This window comes from Microbacterium sp., assembly GCF_048259935.1.
In the GTDB taxonomy this organism is placed as follows: Bacteria; Actinomycetota; Actinomycetes; order Actinomycetales; family Microbacteriaceae; genus Microbacterium.
On the sequence record NZ_JBLXHF010000005.1, the window covers coordinates 95630 to 113100 of the forward strand.

General features: G+C 64.6%; 18 protein-coding genes. 14 read left to right on the top strand and 4 right to left on the bottom strand.

Features of this window, described 5'->3' with window-relative positions; genetic code table 11:
* The first annotated feature begins 6 nt into the window (after positions 1-6).
* Positions 7-993 (top strand): PHP domain-containing protein, encoded by a 987-nt coding sequence (locus tag ACN0RC_RS10110; protein ID WP_417511312.1) that lies wholly within the window; start codon positions 7-9, stop codon positions 991-993.
* A gap of 1 nt (position 994) precedes the next feature.
* Here ACN0RC_RS10110 and ACN0RC_RS10115 read toward each other — a convergent pair whose 3' ends face one another.
* The 3 genes from ACN0RC_RS10115 to ACN0RC_RS10125 all read right to left on the bottom strand — a co-directional run bounded on the left by ACN0RC_RS10115 (position 995) and on the right by ACN0RC_RS10125 (position 3320).
* Positions 995-1930, bottom strand: a complete 936-nt coding sequence (locus ACN0RC_RS10115) for a 5'-3' exonuclease (protein WP_417511314.1) — start codon at positions 1928-1930, stop codon at positions 995-997.
* A gap of 44 nt (positions 1931-1974) precedes the next feature.
* Positions 1975-2577, bottom strand: coding sequence for a hypothetical protein (locus ACN0RC_RS10120; protein WP_417511316.1), 603 nt, complete (start codon positions 2575-2577; stop codon positions 1975-1977).
* A 203-nt stretch (positions 2578-2780) separates the two neighbouring features.
* A complete protein-coding gene (locus ACN0RC_RS10125; RefSeq protein WP_417511318.1) occupies positions 2781-3320 on the bottom strand; it encodes a hypothetical protein in 540 nt (179 codons plus the stop codon).
* Positions 3321-3531: 211 nt separating this feature from the next.
* Between ACN0RC_RS10125 and rpsA the strand changes: the two genes are divergently transcribed.
* The 5 genes from rpsA to coaE all read left to right on the top strand — a co-directional run bounded on the left by rpsA (position 3532) and on the right by coaE (position 9659).
* Positions 3532-4995 (top strand): 30S ribosomal protein S1, encoded by a 1464-nt coding sequence (gene rpsA / locus ACN0RC_RS10130; RefSeq protein ID WP_417511320.1) that lies wholly within the window; start codon positions 3532-3534, stop codon positions 4993-4995.
* Between the two features lie 112 nt (positions 4996-5107).
* On the top strand, positions 5108-7141 hold the full coding sequence (acs, locus tag ACN0RC_RS10135; RefSeq protein WP_417511322.1) for an acetate--CoA ligase: 2034 nt from the start codon (positions 5108-5110) through the stop codon (positions 7139-7141).
* A 31-nt stretch (positions 7142-7172) separates the two neighbouring features.
* Positions 7173-8477, top strand: coding sequence for an O-acetylhomoserine aminocarboxypropyltransferase/cysteine synthase family protein (locus ACN0RC_RS10140; protein ID WP_417511323.1), 1305 nt, complete (start codon positions 7173-7175; stop codon positions 8475-8477).
* Positions 8474-9037, top strand: coding sequence for a CoA-binding protein (locus ACN0RC_RS10145; protein WP_417511325.1), 564 nt, complete (start codon positions 8474-8476; stop codon positions 9035-9037). Before ACN0RC_RS10140 ends, ACN0RC_RS10145 begins: the two co-directional genes overlap by 4 nt.
* A gap of 31 nt (positions 9038-9068) precedes the next feature.
* Positions 9069-9659, top strand: a complete 591-nt coding sequence (coaE, locus tag ACN0RC_RS10150; protein ID WP_417511327.1) for a dephospho-CoA kinase — start codon at positions 9069-9071, stop codon at positions 9657-9659.
* Here coaE and ACN0RC_RS10155 read toward each other — a convergent pair.
* A complete protein-coding gene (locus ACN0RC_RS10155; RefSeq protein ID WP_417511329.1) occupies positions 9646-10251 on the bottom strand; it encodes a DUF4126 domain-containing protein in 606 nt (201 codons plus the stop codon). The two genes, coaE and ACN0RC_RS10155, sit on opposite strands and share 14 nt — an antisense overlap.
* A 54-nt stretch (positions 10252-10305) precedes the next feature.
* Here ACN0RC_RS10155 and uvrB point away from each other — a divergent pair, with 54 nt between their 5' ends.
* The 8 genes from uvrB to ACN0RC_RS10195 all read left to right on the top strand — a co-directional run bounded on the left by uvrB (position 10306) and on the right by ACN0RC_RS10195 (position 17440).
* Positions 10306-12381 (top strand): excinuclease ABC subunit UvrB, encoded by a 2076-nt coding sequence (gene uvrB / locus ACN0RC_RS10160; protein ID WP_417511330.1) that lies wholly within the window; start codon positions 10306-10308, stop codon positions 12379-12381.
* Positions 12378-12725 (top strand): TfoX/Sxy family protein, encoded by a 348-nt coding sequence (locus ACN0RC_RS10165; RefSeq protein ID WP_417511332.1) that lies wholly within the window; start codon positions 12378-12380, stop codon positions 12723-12725. Before uvrB ends, ACN0RC_RS10165 begins: the two co-directional genes overlap by 4 nt.
* Positions 12726-13056: 331 nt before the next feature.
* Positions 13057-13476: a MarR family winged helix-turn-helix transcriptional regulator gene (locus tag ACN0RC_RS10170; RefSeq protein ID WP_417511684.1), complete on the top strand. Its 420-nt coding sequence runs from the start codon at positions 13057-13059 to the stop codon at positions 13474-13476.
* A gap of 65 nt (positions 13477-13541) precedes the next feature.
* Complete coding sequence (locus ACN0RC_RS10175) at positions 13542-14228, top strand: DUF4129 domain-containing protein (protein WP_417511334.1); 687 nt, start codon at positions 13542-13544, stop codon at positions 14226-14228.
* The gene (locus ACN0RC_RS10180) at positions 14219-14695 is read left to right on the top strand and encodes a hypothetical protein (RefSeq protein ID WP_417511336.1); all 477 of its coding nucleotides are present in this window, start codon (positions 14219-14221) and stop codon (positions 14693-14695) included. Before ACN0RC_RS10175 ends, ACN0RC_RS10180 begins: the two co-directional genes overlap by 10 nt.
* A complete protein-coding gene (locus tag ACN0RC_RS10185; RefSeq protein WP_417511338.1) occupies positions 14692-15657 on the top strand; it encodes an AAA family ATPase in 966 nt (321 codons plus the stop codon). The genes ACN0RC_RS10180 and ACN0RC_RS10185 overlap by 4 nt, the downstream gene beginning before the upstream one ends.
* Positions 15654-16919, top strand: a complete 1266-nt coding sequence (locus tag ACN0RC_RS10190; protein WP_417511340.1) for a DUF58 domain-containing protein — start codon at positions 15654-15656, stop codon at positions 16917-16919. Before ACN0RC_RS10185 ends, ACN0RC_RS10190 begins: the two co-directional genes overlap by 4 nt.
* Entirely contained in the window at positions 16916-17440 is a 525-nt protein-coding gene (locus tag ACN0RC_RS10195) for a hypothetical protein (RefSeq protein ID WP_417511342.1), read from the top strand. The genes ACN0RC_RS10190 and ACN0RC_RS10195 overlap by 4 nt, the downstream gene beginning before the upstream one ends.
* The last annotated feature ends 31 nt before the right edge of the window (positions 17441-17471 follow it).

Sequence of the window (17471 nt, forward strand, 5' to 3'; positions counted from 1 at the left end):
AATGACATGGATCCGGTAGCCGCGCTGCTCGAGATCGCGTCCCTGCTTGAGCGGGAACGCGCCTCCCGCTACCGGGCCAAGGCCTTCCGGCAGGCTGCCGAGACTCTGAGAACGCTTCCGGACGAGGTGCGCACCGACCCTACGCGCTTGCGAGCGGCTAAGGGCATCGGTGCTTCGACGTTCGCGGTGATTCAGCAGGCGCTCGAAGGGGCAGTGCCGGAGTATCTCGTCGACCTGCGAGGAGAGGTGGAGCCCGAACGCACTTCTGCCCTGCGCGCGACGCTGCGGGGAGACCTGCACGCGCACACCGACTGGTCTGACGGCACGACTCCGATAAATGCGATGGCGGATGCTGCGCGGGCACTCGGACACGAGTATCTGGCGGTGACTGATCACTCGCCGCGGCTGCGTGTGGCACGTGGGCTTTCCGCCGAGCGACTCCGCGAACAGATCCCACAGGTGCGGGCGGAATACACGCCGCAACTCACGATGCTCGCCGGCATCGAGGTGGACATCCTCGAAGACGGCACGCTCGATCAGGAAGATGAACTCCTTGCCGAGCTCGACATCGTCGTGGCATCCGTTCATTCCGCACTGCGTATGGAGTCTCGTGCGATGACCGCGCGCATGATCGCGGCAGTGTCGAATCCGCGCGTGAATGTGCTCGGCCACTGCACCGGCCGACTCGTGAAGGGGGAGCGCGGCACGCGACCCCCGTCGCAGTTCGATCCGGGAGCGGTCTTCGAGGCCTGTGCAGAGAATGGTGTCGCTGTCGAGATCAACTCGCGTCCAGAGCGTCAGGATCCGCCTGATGAGCTGATTGCAATCGCCTTGGAAGCGGGGTGTCTGTTCTCGATTGATTCGGATGCCCATGCGCCAGGGCAACTGTCATTGATCGATCATGGGGCCGAGCGAGCGGAGAAAGCAGGCGTGCCCGCAGAGCGCATCGTCACCACCTGGGGACTTGATCGGTTGAGGGCCTGGGCGGAGTGAGTCAGCTGCCGCCTCGGGGGATGCGGAGAGCGGCGATGGCACGTTGCATGGAGCCGCCGAGGTTCCACTGCTCGGCAAGTGCGGTCGCGGCATCCGCCTTCTCGAAGTCGAGAGGATGCACTGGCGTGATCGGCGGCACGATATCGAGACCGCGTGCGACCTCGACAACAGTGGGCGCGACATCAAGATATGCGGACGCGTCGAGGATCTTGGACTGGATACGCGCGCTCATGCCTTCGCCGACTGTTGCTGCCGCGCGGATGCTCTCGAGATCGCCGTGTGTCTGCAGAAGGGTCGCAGCGGTCTTCTCTCCGACTCCGGCGACGCCGGGTAGTCCGTCTGACGCGTCGCCGCGCATGGTGGCGAAATCGACGTACTGCGTGGGGAGCACACCGTACTTGGCGACCACGGTCTCGTCTGTCATGACTTCGAGGTTGCTCATGCCGCGTGCGGTGTAGATGAGGCGGATGCCGCGGCCATCGTCGATCAGCTGAAAGAGGTCGCGATCGCCCGTGACGATGTCGACGGGCATGGTGGCGCGGCTTGCGAGAGTGCCGATCACGTCGTCTGCCTCGTGGTCTGCGACGCCGATGATCGGGATGCCGAGGGCTGTCAGCGTCCGGCGGATGAGGGGGATCTGTGCTTCGAGCGGGTCGGGTACTTCTTCGACGTCGGGCCCTGCTTCGACGATCTCGACGACGCGGTGCGTCTTGTAGCTCGGAATGAGGTCGACGCGCCACTGCGGACGCCAGTCGTCATCCCAGCACGCGACGATGTGCGTGGGCTCGTAGAGGGTGACGAGCTTGGCGATGATGTCGAGCAGGCCGCGCGCTGCATTGACTGACGAACCGTCGGGTGCTTTGACCTTGTCGGGGACACCGTAGAAGGCCCGAAAGTAGAGGGACGCGGTATCGAGGAGCATCAGCTTGTCGCTCATGGAGTCAGCTTGTCACACGGCGTCGACATCGGGATCCTCATCGATCAGCAGCCAGGGGAGTGCGGCGCCTCGGCGCAGGTGAACGCAACCAGCGCGGTGTGCGCCTCGAAGATGCGGATCTCCTGGGGAGCTCCATTTGCGGTCACTTGGCCGGCGACCGGGAACCAGCCGGTGCCGAAATCGACCTCCGCGCTGTATCGAACATTGACCTGCGCGATGTAGGTTCCGCGCTCCCGATAAGCGTGGCTCGTGTCGGTCGGCGTGAACTGAGCCTGCGCGAGATCGACCCAGGAAGCTCCTCCCGTTGTGCTGGTCGAGGTGGCGCCGTCGCCGTAGATGAAGTCGTAGGCAACGGGTGTGAACCGCACCGAGAGCGGGAAGCCGAACAGCTCGCCAGCGACAGTCTGCGTCGAGGCCGCGGTCACGAAGTTGGTGGGAAGCCCTGCAACACCGACATTGTTCGGTTCACCAGTCAGCACTGAGCCTGCCGGCGCGAACCGCACAAGATCGGTGATCGTCACGGGCGGGATGCCCGGATCTTCCTCTTCCTCTTCCTCCTCGTTCTCCTCGATCGGCTCGAAGCAGTTCTTGTCGGACTCCCAATCCTCAAGACAGGTGTCGAGGTCGGAAGGCCCCTGCGGGGTCACAGGACCGATCGGTTCCTGCCAATCGTCGGGTCCTGTCTCGGTGCCGTCGGTGCCATCAGTTTCGTGAGTGCCGTCGATGACAAGGTCGGTACCCGTGTTATCAACGCCACAGTTTCCAAGCTCCTCTTGCCATTGAGGGCAAGCGTTACTTGAGGCGACCGTTGCAGGGAAAGCGATCAGGCTCCCGAGTAGTAGCAATGCGCTTAAGGCACGCATGCTTCGTCCTCGACCGCCTGAGACCCTGCGAGCAAGAGTTCAGATCCGGCGATCTCGAGCGTCAGTTCCACTGCGGAGAAATCTGGACGATCTGGAGAGACAAGAGATTTCCCTCCAGCATCGAGTATTTCGACGTCGCTGAGGTCCTTGCAGACGCGCACGGTCACGGTGGAGATGTCCATATCGATGCCGTGCACCCACACAACTGATGCCTGCCCAGATCGCGCTGCTCCCGTGGCATGTAACTCAGAGAGACCTTCGCGTTCACTCGACTGATACGTCCCTGTTGTAAACGAATCCAGCGGATCGAAAGACGAAGGGTCGCTGAAGTCCACGCGGTTGTACGCATCGTTGTAGGCGCGATAGACCTCTTCCGCCGCGGCGAAGGCCTCGTCCTCACTGGCGAACGCGGCCGTAGGAGTGGGCGAGGGGGCGGGGCTGGGGGAGCAGGCACTCAGCATCGCTCCGGTCACAGCCAGCACTGCCAGCATCCGAACTCGGCTCGTCTTCGTTCGCAGGATCGTCACCCGTTCACGCTAACGTGATGCCGCAGAATGCCGCCGGAGTTATCCACAGCACGACAAAGTGCGATTCTCTGATATTCTGAAGTGTCACTCGTGGCGTGTACATACGCGCGCCAGGGCGACACTCAACAACAATCCATTCGCTTCTTCATCGCGATCGCACATGCGCGCGGCGAAGCAGCCCGAGTTTCCACCCACAAGGACAACCCACTACATGACTACCGCAACGACCGCCCCGGCCACCAAGCAGGTCGCCATCAATGACATCGGATCTGCTGAGGACTTCCTGGCCGCGGTCGAGAAGACGCTGAAGTTCTTCAACGACGGCGACATCATCGAAGGCACGATCGTCAAGATCGACCGCGATGAGGTTCTGCTCGACGTCGGATACAAGACCGAGGGTGTCATCCCCTCCCGCGAACTTTCCATCAAGCACGATGTCGACCCCAACGAGGTCGTCAAGGTCGGCGACGAGGTCGAGGCTCTTGTTCTCCAGAAGGAGGACAAGGAAGGCCGTCTGATCCTGTCCAAGAAGCGTGCACAGTACGAGCGCGCCTGGGGCGACGTCGAGAAGATCAAGGAAGACGACGGCGTCGTCACCGGAACGGTCATCGAGGTCGTCAAGGGTGGACTCATCGTCGACATCGGCCTTCGTGGCTTCCTGCCGGCATCGCTCATCGAGCTGCGTCGTGTCCGCGACCTGACCCCGTACCTGGGCCAGGAGATCGAGGCGAAGATCCTCGAGCTCGACAAGAACCGCAACAACGTGGTTCTCTCGCGCCGCGCCCTGCTCGAGCAGACGCAGTCCGAGTCGCGCTCGAACTTCCTCAACAACCTGCACAAGGGCCAGGTCCGCAAGGGCCAGGTTTCGTCGATCGTCAACTTCGGTGCGTTCGTTGACCTTGGCGGCGTCGACGGTCTCGTCCACGTCTCCGAGCTGTCCTGGAAGCACATCGAGCACGCCTCTGAGGTCGTCGAGGTTGGCCAGGAGGTCACCGTCGAGATCCTTGAGGTCGACCTCGACCGCGAGCGCGTCTCCCTGTCGCTCAAGGCGACGCAGGAGGACCCGTGGCAGGTCTTCGCCCGCACCCACGCGATCGGCCAGATCGCAGCGGGCAAGGTCACCAAGCTCGTTCCGTTCGGTGCGTTCGTCCGCGTTGCAGACGGCATCGAGGGCCTCGTGCACATCTCCGAGCTCTCCAGCAAGCACGTCGAGCTGGCTGAGCAGGTCGTGTCCGTCGGTGAAGAGGTCTTCGTCAAGGTCATCGACATCGACCTCGAGCGTCGTCGCATCTCGCTGTCGCTCAAGCAAGCCAACGAGTCGGTTGACCCCAACGGCACCGAGTTCGACCCGGCCCTGTACGGCATGCTCGCCGAGTACGACGACAACGGCGAGTACAAGTACCCCGAGGGCTTCGACCCCGAGACCGGTGCGTGGAAGGACGGCTTCGACACTCAGCGCGAGGCATGGGAGCAGGAATACGCTGCTGCTCAGACGCGCTGGGAAGCTCACAAGGCTGCCGTCATCAAGGCCGCCGAGGCCGAGGCTGCTGCTGGCGACGACTTCGGCGCTGCCGCAGGTCAGTCGTTCACGAGCGACGTTTCGGGCGCTGGCACCCTTGCCGACGACGAGGCTCTCGCGGCTCTCCGCGAGAAGCTCTCGGGCGGCAACGCGTAAGCACGTTTCACTGAAACGGGCCGTCACCCTTCGGGGTGGCGGCCCGTTTCGCGTGTGACGGAAGGTTACGACTCAACTCGCCTCGCGGTCCCCGCTCCTCAACGATGGGGAGATGACTTCCGCACTGCTCGCATCGACTCATCGAGAGGCGGCATCGCAGGTGTCAGAAGCGCGACTCGTCGAGGAGCGCATCTACCCGCCGTCCGCGAAGTTCCGCGCCCAGGCGAACGTCACCGACGAGATCTATGCGCAGGCGGATGCTGACCCGATCGCATTCTGGGAAGATGCTGCCCGACGGTTGGACTGGGCGACCCCGTGGCACACAGCCCTGGACTGGCAGCCGCCTACCGGTGACACCATCCCTTCGGCACGATGGTTCGATGGCGGAACGCTGAACGTCGCCTACAACTGCGTCGACCGGCACGTCGAAGCGGGGCGCGGAAACAAGGTCGCGCTTCACTTCGAAGGAGAACCGGGCGACCGCACGGCCGTGAGCTATGCCGATCTGCAGCGCAGGGTCTCGCAGGCAGCCAATGCGCTGACTGCTCTCGGCATCGTGCCCGGCGACCGCGTCGTCGTGTACCTGCCCGTGCTCATCGAAACGGTCGTGATCGCACTCGCGTGCGCACGCATCGGTGCGGTGCACTCGCTTGTCTTCGGCGGTTTCTCGGCAGAAGCAGTGCGATTCCGCCTCTCCGACACCGGCGCGAAGCTACTGGTGACCAGTGACGGGCAGTACCGGCGAGGTGCGGCAGTTGAGGTGAAGTCCGCCGCCGACATCGCGGCTGCTGATCTGCCGGACCTCGAACATGTCCTCGTCGTCCGCCGGACCGGACAGGACGTGGCTTGGACTGAGGGCCGCGACCTCTGGTGGCATGACGTCGTCGACATCGCCGCAGAGACTCATGCGGCGCAGCCCTTTGCGGCGGAGCATCCGCTCTTCATCATCTACACATCCGGCACCACCGGGAAGCCGAAGGGCCTCGTCCACACCTCCGGCGGCTACCTCGCCCACGCGAGTTGGGCGCACTGGGCCCATTTCGATTCGAAACCCGACGATGTGCACTGGTGCACTGCTGACCTGGCGTGGGTGACCGCGCACACGTACGAGATCTACGGACCGCTCTCGAACGGGCTCACCCAGGTGATCTACGAGGGAACTCCTGACAGCCCGCACCGCGAGCGACACCTCGAGATCATCGCGCGCTATGGGGTGACGATCTACTACACCGCTCCGACCCTGATCCGCACATTCATGACCTGGTTCGGCGAAGAGCTTCCGGCAGGGCACGACCTGTCCAGCATCCGTCTGCTCGGCACCGTCGGCGAGGCGATCAACCCCGAAGCCTGGGTCTGGTTTCGCCGCACTTTCGGGCGGGACGAGCTTCCCATCATCGACACGTGGTGGCAGTCCGAGACGGGCGCCGCGATGATCGTGCCGCTCCCCGGGGTGACCACGCTCAAACCGGGGTCCGCGACCGTAGCACTGCCGGGCATCGACATCGCCGTCGTCGACGAGAACGGTGACGAGACGGCGGCGGGACGATCCGGCACTCTCGTGGTCAGGCGGCCTTGGCCGGGAATGGCACGCACGGTCTGGGGAAATCCGCAGCGGTATCGCGACTCCTACTGGTCCGACTACGCCGGAAAGGGCGAGTACGGCGGCTACTACGTCGCAGGTGACGGAGCCACGCGAGATGCCGACGGCCACGTGTGGATCCTGGGGCGCCTGGATGACGTCGTGAATGTCTCGGGACACCGCCTCTCGACGATCGAGATCGAGTCTGCGCTGGTCGCCGACCCCTCCGTGGGGGAGGCTGGCACGGCCGGAGTCTCTGATGCGCTCACCGGACAGTCGGTCGTCGCGTTCGTGACGCCGTCAGGACACGGCGAGATCGCGGCATCCGCTCTGCGCGACCGTGTCGCCCGCGAGATCGGACCCGTTGCCAAACCGCGCCATGTCGTCGTCGTTCCCGACCTGCCCAAGACCCGCTCGGGAAAGATCTTGCGCAGGCTTCTCGCGCAGCTGTGGGAAGCCGAACAGGACCGCCGCGCCGGCCGAGAACCGCAGGAGCGAGGCGACACGACCTCTCTCCAGAATCCGGATGCCGTGGACGGCATCGCCGCGGCTCTCGCAGCTTTTTAGACCTCGACTCGATACTCGAATGAAGGAAGTCATGACGGAAGAACACCGCTTCGGGTTCCGCACCCGCGCGCTCCATGCCGGAGGAACACCGGATGCCGCGACGGGCGCCCGTGCCGTACCGATCTACCAGACCACCTCGTTCGTCTTCGATGACGCGAAGGATGCGGGAAACCTCTTCGCCCTGCAGAAGTACGGCAACATCTACTCCCGCATCGGAAACCCCACCGTCGCAGCCCTAGAAGAGCGCCTCGCATCGCTCGAAGGCGGAATCGGTGCGGTGGCGACAGCATCCGGCATGAGCGCAGAGTTCATCACCTTCGCAGCGCTGGTCGGCGCGGGCGACCACGTCGTGGCATCCGCGCAGCTCTACGGCGGCACGGTGACGCAGCTCGACGTCACCCTGCGCCGCTTCGGGGTCGAGACGACGTTCGTCCCGTCCACGGATCCGGCCGACTACGCTGCGGCGATCCGGCCCGAGACCAAGGTCGTCTATGTCGAGATGATCGGCAATCCCTCCGGGGAGATCGCCGATATCGAGGGGCTCGCTGTCGTCGCGCATGCCGCGGGTGTGCCGCTCGTCGTCGATGCGACCCTCGCGACGCCGTATCTTGCCCGTCCGCTCGAGCACGGCGCAGACATCGTCCTCCACTCGGTCACCAAGTTCCTCGGCGGTCACGGTACGACTCTGGGCGGCATCGTCATCGAGAAGGGGACGTTCGACTGGGGCAACGGGAAGTTCCCGCAGATGACAGAGCCGGTCGCCTCTTACGGCGGCATCAAATGGTGGGACAACTTCGGCGAATACGGATTCCTCACCAAGCTCCGCTCCGAGCAGTTGCGCGACATCGGTCCCGCGCTCAGCCCGCAGTCCGCATTCAACCTGCTGCAGGGCATCGAGACACTGCCGCAGCGCATCGATGCGCACCTCGAGAACGCGCGCATCGTCGCAGAATGGCTCGAGTCCGACCCTCGCATCTCGTACGTCACCTGGGCCGGACTCGAATCGCACCCGCATCATGAGCGGGCGGCGAAGTACCTGCCGCTCGGCCCCGGATCGGTCTTCGCCTTCGGCGTGGCAGCCGACGACGGACGCGCCGCGGGGGAGACGCTGATCGAGAACCTCCAGCTCGCCTCGCACCTCGCGAACATCGGTGACGCTCGCACGCTTGTGATCCACCCCGCATCGACCACGCACCGTCAGCTGTCAGCCGAGCAGCTCGTCGCTGCCGGAGCGCCTGCCGATCTCATCCGGATCTCGGTGGGACTGGAAGACGCGGACGACATCATCTGGGACCTCGACCAGGCCCTCACCGCAGCGACAGGAGCCACCCGATGAGCACGGATGACGCATGTGAGTTCACACCTCCGGCCGCAGCTGTCGCGTGCGAGCTGCCGTCGGCGACGCCGACTGCGGGGGCCTGGGCGAGTCCCAGCCAGCAGGAGAGGTTCGCCCTGCTGCGGCGATCGCGCTCGATCGCCATCGTCGGCGCATCGAGCAACCCCGCGCGTGCGTCGTACTTCGTCGGGACCTACCTGCTGTCGAGCTCACCGTACGACGTGTATTTCGTGAACCCGATGGCAGATGAGATCCTCGGACAGCCCGCGTACAGGTCGCTTGCTGATCTGCCGGTGGTTCCGGACATCGTCGACGTGTTCCGCAAGCACGATGATCTTCCCGGCGTGGCGCAAGAAGCGGTCGACGCCGGCGCGAAGGCCCTCTGGCTGCAGCTCGGCTCCTGGAACGAGGAGGCGGCTGCGATAGCCGAGTCCGCAGGACTCTCGGTCGTCATGGACCGCTGCATCAAGATCGAGCACGCCCGGTTCCACGGCGGACTGCACCTCGCAGGCTTCGACACCGGAGTGATCAGCGCGAAAAGGCAGCTGCTCGCGCGCTGAGCTGCGCCGGCGCCCGTGCCAGGATGGACGCATGCCACTCATCGCCTTGACCGGCGGCATCGCCTCCGGGAAATCCACGATCGCGCGCCGGCTGCAGGAGCATGGTGCGGTCATCATCGACGCGGACCAGATCGTCCGCGACGTGCAGGCGCCGGGATCGCCCGTGCTCAGCGCGATCGCCGAGGCTTTCGGCAGCAACATGATCGATTCTTCGGGGGCACTCGATCGCGCGGCGCTCGGCGCGCTGGTGTTCGGAAACCCGGATGCTCTGGCGACGCTGAACGCGATCGTGCACCCCGCGGTGCACGCGGAGTCTCAGCGCCGATTCGACGCGGCCGCCCCGGATGCGTTCGTCGTGTACGACGTGCCGCTGCTGGTCGAGGCGAGGGCCGACGACCCCTGGGACATGATCATCGTCGCCCACGCGCCCGTGTCAGAGCGCTTACGACGCCTCGTCGAGGTGCGGGGGATGGCACCGGAGGCCGCGCAGGAGCGGATCGACGCACAGGTCTCAGATGAGGCGCGCCTCGCGATTGCGGACGTCGTGATCGACACGTCCGGAACCATGGAGCACACGCTCGATCAGACGGATGCCGTCTGGGCGGAGCTCACCCGTCCGTAACGCTCGTTTCGGCGTGCCGCTTGCGTCGGCGGCGACGGAACAGCATGACCACGGTCACGATGAGACCGATGAGCAGCAGCCCCGCGAGCACGGGAACGATGATCGCGAGCGCAGCGAGCAGGAATGATGCGCCATCCTCTGCGGTGCTCAGTACGGGAGCGGCGAGCCCACCGGTCACCGTGTTCGCAGCGACCCGGCCGGTCGCTTTGGTGACGTGCACGATGAGTGCGATGACGATGCCCGTGACGATCGGCACCCACGTGTTCTGCGAGAAGAAGGTCGCGGGATCATCCACGGCGACAGTCTGCGCGCTCGCCCCCGCGCCGAATGCGATCCCCCCGGAAGCTGGGCGGAGCACGCTCTGAATGATGTCGTTGACCGAATCGAGCGCGGGTATCTTGTCGGCGACGATCTCAAGGACCAGCAGCGCGCCGAGGACCCAGAGCGCGATGTCGCTGCCGATCCACGTCCATCCCGCCGGGAGGTTCACCGCGGGAAGGAACCGGTCGGCCAGCCCCAGCAGGAACAGCGGCATCCAGGCATTGAGGCCAGCGGATGCCGCAAGACTGGAGCCGATCAGGAACTCGATCACGGCCCCACTATAGGACGCGGCCCCAATGTCGGATGCTCCGCTTACGCTGGATTCATGCAAACCACCCGCAGCGTCCGTCCGTTCGAAGTGGTCAGCGAATACATGCCCGCCGGCGACCAGCCGAAGGCGATCGCCGACCTTGCCGCGCGGATCAACGCGGGTGAGACCGACGTCGTCCTGCTGGGCGCGACCGGTACCGGAAAGTCGGCGACCACTGCCTGGTTGATCGAGCAGGTGCAGCGTCCGACCCTGGTGATGGCGCACAACAAGACCCTTGCCGCACAGCTGGCGAACGAGTTCCGCGAACTCATGCCCAACAACGCTGTCGAGTACTTCGTCTCGTATTACGACTACTACCAACCAGAGGCGTATGTACCGCAGACCGATACCTTCATCGAGAAGGACTCATCGATCAACGCCGAGGTCGAGCGTCTGCGTCACTCGACGACGAACTCGCTGCTGAGCCGTCGCGATGTCGTCGTAGTGTCGACGGTTTCCTGCATCTACGGCCTCGGTGCTCCAGAAGAGTACCTGCGTGCGATGGTGGCGCTGCAGGTGGGTGAGAGATACGACCGCGATGCGCTGATCCGACAGTTCATCGCAATGCAGTACAACCGCAATGACGTCGACTTCTCGCGCGGCAACTTCCGCGTTCGCGGCGACACGATCGAGATCATCCCGGTCTACGAAGAGCACGCGATTCGCATCGAGCTGTTCGGCGACGAGATCGAAGGGCTGTACTCGCTGCATCCGCTCACCGGCGACGTGATCGAGAAGCTCGATGCGGTGCCGATTTTCCCCGCGTCGCACTACGTGGCCGGTACTGACGTCATCCAGCGGGCGATCGGCACGATCGAGGCAGAGCTCGCCGAGCGGCTGGCGGAGTTCGAGCGGCAGGGCAAACTGCTCGAAGCGCAGCGCCTGCGCATGCGCACCACGTTCGATCTCGAGATGCTGCAGCAGCTCGGGTTCTGCTCGGGAATCGAGAACTATTCGCGCCATCTCGACGGCCGACAGTCGGGGGAGCCGCCGCACACGCTGTTGGATTTCTTCCCGGATGACTTCCTGCTCGTGATCGACGAATCACACGTCACCGTCCCGCAGATCGGCGCGATGTACGAGGGCGATGCATCACGAAAACGCACGCTCGTCGATCATGGTTTCCGCCTGCCGAGTGCCATGGACAACAGGCCGCTGCGATTCGATGAGTTCAAGAACCGCATCGGTCAGACCGTGTACCTCTCGGCCACGCCGGGCAAGTACGAGATGGGAATCGCCGACGGCATCGTCGAACAGATCATTCGTCCGACCGGCCTCGTCGACCCTGAGATCATCGTCAAGCCCTCCAAGGGGCAGATCGACGATCTGCTTGAAGAGATCCGGATTCGTGTCGAGAAGAATGAGCGCGTGCTCGTGACGACTCTGACGAAGAAGATGGCTGAAGAGCTGACGGACTTCCTTGGTGAGCACGGGGTGCGGGTGAGATACCTGCACTCCGACGTCGACACACTGCGTCGAGTCGAACTCCTCAGCGAGCTGCGCTCCGGTATCTACGACGTGCTGGTCGGCATCAACCTGCTGCGTGAGGGACTCGACCTGCCCGAAGTCTCGCTCGTGGCGATCTTGGACGCCGATAAGGAGGGCTTCCTGCGTTCGGGAACGTCACTGATCCAGACGATCGGCCGTGCCGCACGAAACGTGTCTGGCCAGGTGCACATGTACGCCGACAAGATGACCGATTCGATGGCGAAGGCGATCGAGGAGACCGATCGGCGCCGCGAGAAGCAGGTCGCGTACAACAAAGAGCACGGTATCGATCCGCAGCCACTGCGCAAGAGGATCGCTGATATCACCGATGTGCTCGCACGCGAAGCATCCGATACGCGAGAGATGCTCCGAGGCAAGGGGAATAACAAGTCGGGCAAGGGCAAGAGCCCCACTCCTCGACTTCGCCGCGAGGGCATCGCCGCAGAGGGCGCGGAACAGCTCGAATCGACGATCGACGATCTGACTGCGCAGATGCTCGCTGCAGCCGCGGAACTGAAATTCGAACTCGCCGGGCGGCTGCGCGACGAAGTGCAGGACCTCAAAAAGGAGCTGCGGGCGATGGAGCGAGCAGGCCACGCGTGAGCGTGAGCGTGTCGAGTATGGATGCGGCTGCCACGGAACTGGCCGACCGGGTTCGCGCGCTGCTGATGTCCGAGCCGGGGCTGGAGGAGAAACAGATGTTCGGGACTCGAGCGTTCCTGCTCGACGGTCGGATTCTCGTCGGCGCGCGCAAGGGCGGCACTCTTCTTGTGCGTGTCACGGATGAACAGGGCAGCGCACTGCTGACCGAAGCGGGAGTCAGCATCGCTGTGATGGGCGCGAAAACCATGGGTCCCAGTTGGCTCGACGTGGCACCGACAGCTCTCGAAGACGACGAGTCAGTGATGTTCTGGGTCGATGCTGCGAGGGAGAGCGCGCAGAGCTGAACGCCCTGTCACTGAGGGCAGTGCATAAGCGGCTTCGGCCCGGTCCGGTCGATCACGTGCTCAGTCATCGCATGGCCGCAGAGAGGACACGCCCGCTCCGCGCGCTGCGCGGCGGTCGGCGGAGGAGTCGCCTCGTAAGGGCCGACAGCGGCAGGTCCTGCCAGCTTGATCAAGTTGGTGTTGAACCACCTGTACAGACCGCCTGCCTCGCGGATGCGCGCGCGCAACGGGGCTCGTTCTGAACCGTTCTCCATGTCGCCGTTCTCCATAATCATTAGCGTACTAATGTTTAGCGTATAGCTATAATCAGAACGTGACCACGACCGACGACATGCTCAAACTCGAGAACCAGCTGTGCTTCGCGCTGGTCACGGCAGCACGCAATGTTGTGGCGATCTATCGGCCCATTCTTGAGCCGCTCGGGCTTACGCATCCGCAATATCTCGTCATGCTCGCGCTCTGGGACCGGTCGCCGCGTTCGTTGAACGGCCTTGCCGCGGACCTGGCTCTCGACCCAGCGACGGCATCCCCGCTCGTCAAACGGTTGGAGAAGGACGGACTGATCGATCGCACCCGCAGCAAAGAGGATGAGCGACGGCTCGACATCCAGCTGACGGATGCCGGACGGGCGCTGCGCGATCGAGCGGTTGACGTCCCGCGCCAGGTGATGGCGGCTGTGCACATGGACTTGGAACAGATCGCCGCGCTTCGTGATGGGCTATCCCCATTTGCTGGCCGCGTCCCCGAATGACCAGCACTGCGCCATAGTCTGAAAGGCATGTCGTCGCCGCTCCTGTCTTCCAAATGGTGCGGGACATGAGGCGCAGCATCGCCCTTGTGAGCCTGGTGGGCCTGTTCGTCATCGTGATGTTTGCCGCGGCGGTGCAGGGAACGCCGACGATCGAACCGCTCGACACGCAGCCGATCAACGATTCTCTGCCCGTGATCCCCCTTCCGACCAGCACGCCGAGCGGTACGCCGACGCCCCAGCCCGTCAATGATGTGCTGACGGCAGTCATCGGCATTGTTCTCCTCATCCTCGGCGCATTGATTCTTATCGCACTCGGAATCGTGCTGGTGCGGGCCCTGATCCGCGCTTGGCTCAACCGGCCGCTCGCGATTCGCAGCGGTGACGAGGTGGCCTATGAGCTGAGCGCGCACGATGTGCCGCAGGATGAGGAAGCGGCGGCACCGGTTATCCGACGCGGGATCGAAGGTGCGCTGCGCGCGGTCGATGAGCGCGCGCAGCCGACCGATGCGATCATTGCGGCGTGGGTGGGGCTCGAAGAGAGCGCGGCCGATGCCGCTCTCACCCGTGGGGTGAGCGAGACGCCGTCGGAGTTCACGCTGCGCATCATCATGCGTCGAGCGGGGATCGGTTCTGCCGCGCAGGAGCTGCTTGAGCTGTATGAGCGTGTCCGGTTCGGCGGGCATGTGGCAGACGAGGATGACCGCACGGGTGCCCGTAGCGCCCTCCGTGCGATCGAGGAGGGATGGCGATGACGCGCGGTCGGATCATCGCAGCGATAGCGGTTGCTGCGGGCACAGCTCTGATCCTGCTGTTCGGTCTCCGGGTTGAGCCGGTCTTCGCGTTCTCATGGGCCGTGATCGCCGGGATGGTCGTGGTCAGCGCGCAGCTTGTGATCCCCGAGGACGCGCGGGTCGACGCGCCAGACATTCCGATACGCAGAGAACAGCGTGGCACTGATGTCTCTCGTATGGCGTGGTCCTTGAACCCTCGCACTGGCGAGGCTGGTGAGCTCGCGACGAGGCGGGTGCGCAGTGTGCTCAGACGACGGCTGCTCAGACGCGGTCTGGATATCGACGAGCCCGTGCATCGTGCACAGATCGATGCGCTCATCGGCGAAGGACTCTGGGATCGGCTCTCGGGGCCGGGTACGAAGATTCAAGATATCGAGCGAGCGCTGACGGTCATCGACTCGCTCGCGGCGAACAAGGAGAAGCAATGACGCAGGACACTTCCATCGCAGAAACCGGCGCCCAGATTCTCGCGGCGGTCCGCACTGTCGTTGTCGGAATGGACGATCCCCTTGAGATCGCGCTGGCGACTATCCTCGCCGGCGGGCACGTGCTGTTCGAGGACGTGCCCGGTCTCGGAAAGACTGTCGCTGCACGGAGCCTGGCATCAGCACTCGGCCTCGACTTCCGGCGTCTGCAGTGCACGCCGGACATGCTCCCGGGAGACGTGACCGGATCTTATGTGTATGCCCCCGATACCGGCGAGTTCGTGTTCCGCCCAGGGCCGATCTTCGCGGGATTGCTGCTGGCGGACGAGATCAACCGCACCACCCCGAAAACCCAGTCGGCGATGCTTGAAGCGATGGCCGAGCGGCAGGTGACTGTCGAGGGGAACAGCTTCGCCCTGCCCACGCCGTTCCATGTCATCGCCACCTCGAATCCGATCGAGTACGAGGGGACGTACGCGTTGCCCGAGGCTCAACTGGATCGGTTCATGGTGCGTCTGGCGGTCGGATATCAGGAGACTGAAGGCGAGACGCAGATTCTGCTGAACCGAATGGCCCGCCAGCAGGAGGCCACCCACGTCGCGCCCGTGATCGATACCGCGCGCCTTCTGGAAGTGCAGCGAGCGGTCGAAGCGATCCACGTCCATCCGGATATTGCGCGCTACTGCGTCGAGATCGCACGCGCTACGCGGCACGCGCAGAACGTCGCGGTCGGCGCGTCGCCCCGTGGATCGCTCGGGCTCCTGCTGCTCGGCCGAGCCCTCGCAGCACTTGACGGCCGAGACTTCGTCAGACCGGATGACATCAAGCGGATCGCGGTGCCCGTCCTCGCTCATCGCTTGACGCTCACCCCACAGGCCTGGGCACAGGGCGTCAGCGCGGAGCAGATCGTCCGGAACGTCATCGCGCTGGTGCCCGTGCCGCCGACGGTGGGCGTCCCCGAGTGACCAGCCGCGGTGTGCGCGGCCGCTGGGGTCCCGGAGTCGTTCTCGGGTTCCTCGCTGCGATAGCGCTCGCCAGTGCAGGCCTCGTCTTCTCTCGTGCTGACATCGTCGCCATGGGGCTCCCGTTGGCGATTCTCAGCGTTGTGGCTGTCTCCCGTCGCCAAGATGTCGAAGGCGTCGAGATCGAGCTCAGCAGCGTTCCCGATGCGGAAGACGACGGGATGCTGCGCACGGATGTGCGCGTGACCGGCGAAGCAGAGCTCGCTCAGCTCGTGGTCGTTCAGTCAGAGCGGCGCACGCGGCGACTGATCGTCCCTGCCAATGGAGCGGTGGCGACCTCACTCAGTCGCTCATTGCACTCAGGGCCAGTGGCTGCTGTGCGGGCCGCTGCGCGGGGAGCGGATGCCGGTGGTGCTGTCCTCGGGCCGTCGACTGCGGTCGTCGAAGGGATCCGCAACATCGCGCCTCGGTCGGCGAAACTGCCGAGGCTGCCGTTGTCTCCCCGGCTCACCGGCACCCACGGCAGTCATGAGGGTCGGAGAGTCGGACAGGGCGGCGACTTTCGAGACATTCACCAGTTCGTCCGGGGGGATGAGTTGCGTCGGGTCGATTGGAAGGCGACGGCTCGGATGGCACGTCGCCCTGGCGATCTGATGGTGCGCAGGACGAACACGCTCAGCGACGCGACCATGGTCATCGCGATGGATACCGCAGACGATCTGGGCACCGTCGTGGCGACGTGGGGGAGCGGGGACCTCGTCCGCAGCGGAGTCACCTCCGTTGACCGTTCGCGTCATGCTGCCCGGTCGATCGCAGCGGCATCGATCGTCGGAGGCGACCGCGTCGCATTCCATGTGCTCACGCACGGTGGACGATCTGTGCGCAGCGGTGCAGGGTCACGGCACCTGGCACGTGTGGAAGCCGCGATCGCCGCGACGGGGCAGGCGGGGGAGGATGCGCGTTTCCTGCGCACACCACCAGTGCCGCACGCCTCGGTGGTTTTCGTTCTCTCGACTTTCTTCGCGGGAGCCGCATCCGAGATCGCGCTGATGTGGCGAGCATCCGGTCACCGGGTCATCGCTGTCGATGTTCTTCCGACGCTCGATACCAGCCGGATCAACCGCGAGCAGCAGATCGCACTGCGCACGGTGCTCGCGGAGCGAGAGGACGTGCTGCATGATCTGCGCGCAGCCGACGTCGATGTCGTCGCCTGGAGCGACGAGGCAGCAACCGACCTGGCCGCAATGGCGAGGAGCCGACGATGAACACGGGTGCACGCACGAACGACAAGATGCGCACCGGCCCCGCCGTTCCTGGTGCTGTGCTGCATCTCTCGCTGGTCGTGGTGGCTGCGGTGGGAGCGGTTCTGCTGATTCCCGTCGCGGGGTGGCAGTTCATCGTCGTCGGTACCGCACTGCTCGGGATGCTGTTTCCGCAGAGTCTTGGCGGATGGCTGTCGATTGTGTGCGTGGCAATCGGGATGCTGATGGCGGATCCCGGCATCTGGCAGGCGATGGTCGCGGTTGCAGTCGCGCACATCATGTGTGCGCTGTGCACACTGCTGCCGCTCGTACCGTGGCGGGGACGGGTTGTGCTTCGCGCCCTCCGTCCGGGACTTTACCGGCTGCTCGCGGTGCAGGCGATTGCACAGCCGCTCACGGTGGCCGCGATGCTCGTCCAGCGCGAGGACGGGTTCGGGCTCGCTGCATTGGCCGGGGCCGTTGCCGCCGCGGCTTTCGCGGTGCTCTTCCTGCTGCGCACAGGTGTGGGCTCTCCGCGCTCCTGAGTGCGCGTGGAGCCAATGTCCGTAGCCCCTC

What these genes read in the sequence shown, in the direction of transcription:
- ACN0RC_RS10110 (WP_417511312.1), top strand. Translation starts at nt 7, where the DNA reads ATGGATCCGGTAGCCGCGCTGCTCGAGATCGCGTCCCTGCTTGAGCGG.
- acs (WP_417511322.1), top strand. Translation starts at nt 5,108, where the DNA reads ATGACTTCCGCACTGCTCGCATCGACTCATCGAGAGGCGGCATCGCAG.
- uvrB (WP_417511330.1), top strand. Translation starts at nt 10,306, where the DNA reads ATGCAAACCACCCGCAGCGTCCGTCCGTTCGAAGTGGTCAGCGAATAC.
- ACN0RC_RS10175 (WP_417511334.1), top strand. Translation starts at nt 13,542, where the DNA reads ATGAGGCGCAGCATCGCCCTTGTGAGCCTGGTGGGCCTGTTCGTCATC.
- ACN0RC_RS10145 (WP_417511325.1), top strand. Translation starts at nt 8,474, where the DNA reads ATGAGCACGGATGACGCATGTGAGTTCACACCTCCGGCCGCAGCTGTC.
- ACN0RC_RS10195 (WP_417511342.1), top strand. Translation starts at nt 16,916, where the DNA reads ATGAACACGGGTGCACGCACGAACGACAAGATGCGCACCGGCCCCGCC.
- ACN0RC_RS10180 (WP_417511336.1), top strand. Translation starts at nt 14,219, where the DNA reads ATGGCGATGACGCGCGGTCGGATCATCGCAGCGATAGCGGTTGCTGCG.
- ACN0RC_RS10170 (WP_417511684.1), top strand. Translation starts at nt 13,057, where the DNA reads ATGCTCAAACTCGAGAACCAGCTGTGCTTCGCGCTGGTCACGGCAGCA.
- rpsA (WP_417511320.1), top strand. Translation starts at nt 3,532, where the DNA reads ATGACTACCGCAACGACCGCCCCGGCCACCAAGCAGGTCGCCATCAAT.
- ACN0RC_RS10115 (WP_417511314.1), bottom strand. Translation starts at nt 1,930, where the DNA reads ATGAGCGACAAGCTGATGCTCCTCGATACCGCGTCCCTCTACTTTCGG.
- coaE (WP_417511327.1), top strand. Translation starts at nt 9,069, where the DNA reads ATGCCACTCATCGCCTTGACCGGCGGCATCGCCTCCGGGAAATCCACG.
- ACN0RC_RS10140 (WP_417511323.1), top strand. Translation starts at nt 7,173, where the DNA reads ATGACGGAAGAACACCGCTTCGGGTTCCGCACCCGCGCGCTCCATGCC.
- ACN0RC_RS10185 (WP_417511338.1), top strand. Translation starts at nt 14,692, where the DNA reads ATGACGCAGGACACTTCCATCGCAGAAACCGGCGCCCAGATTCTCGCG.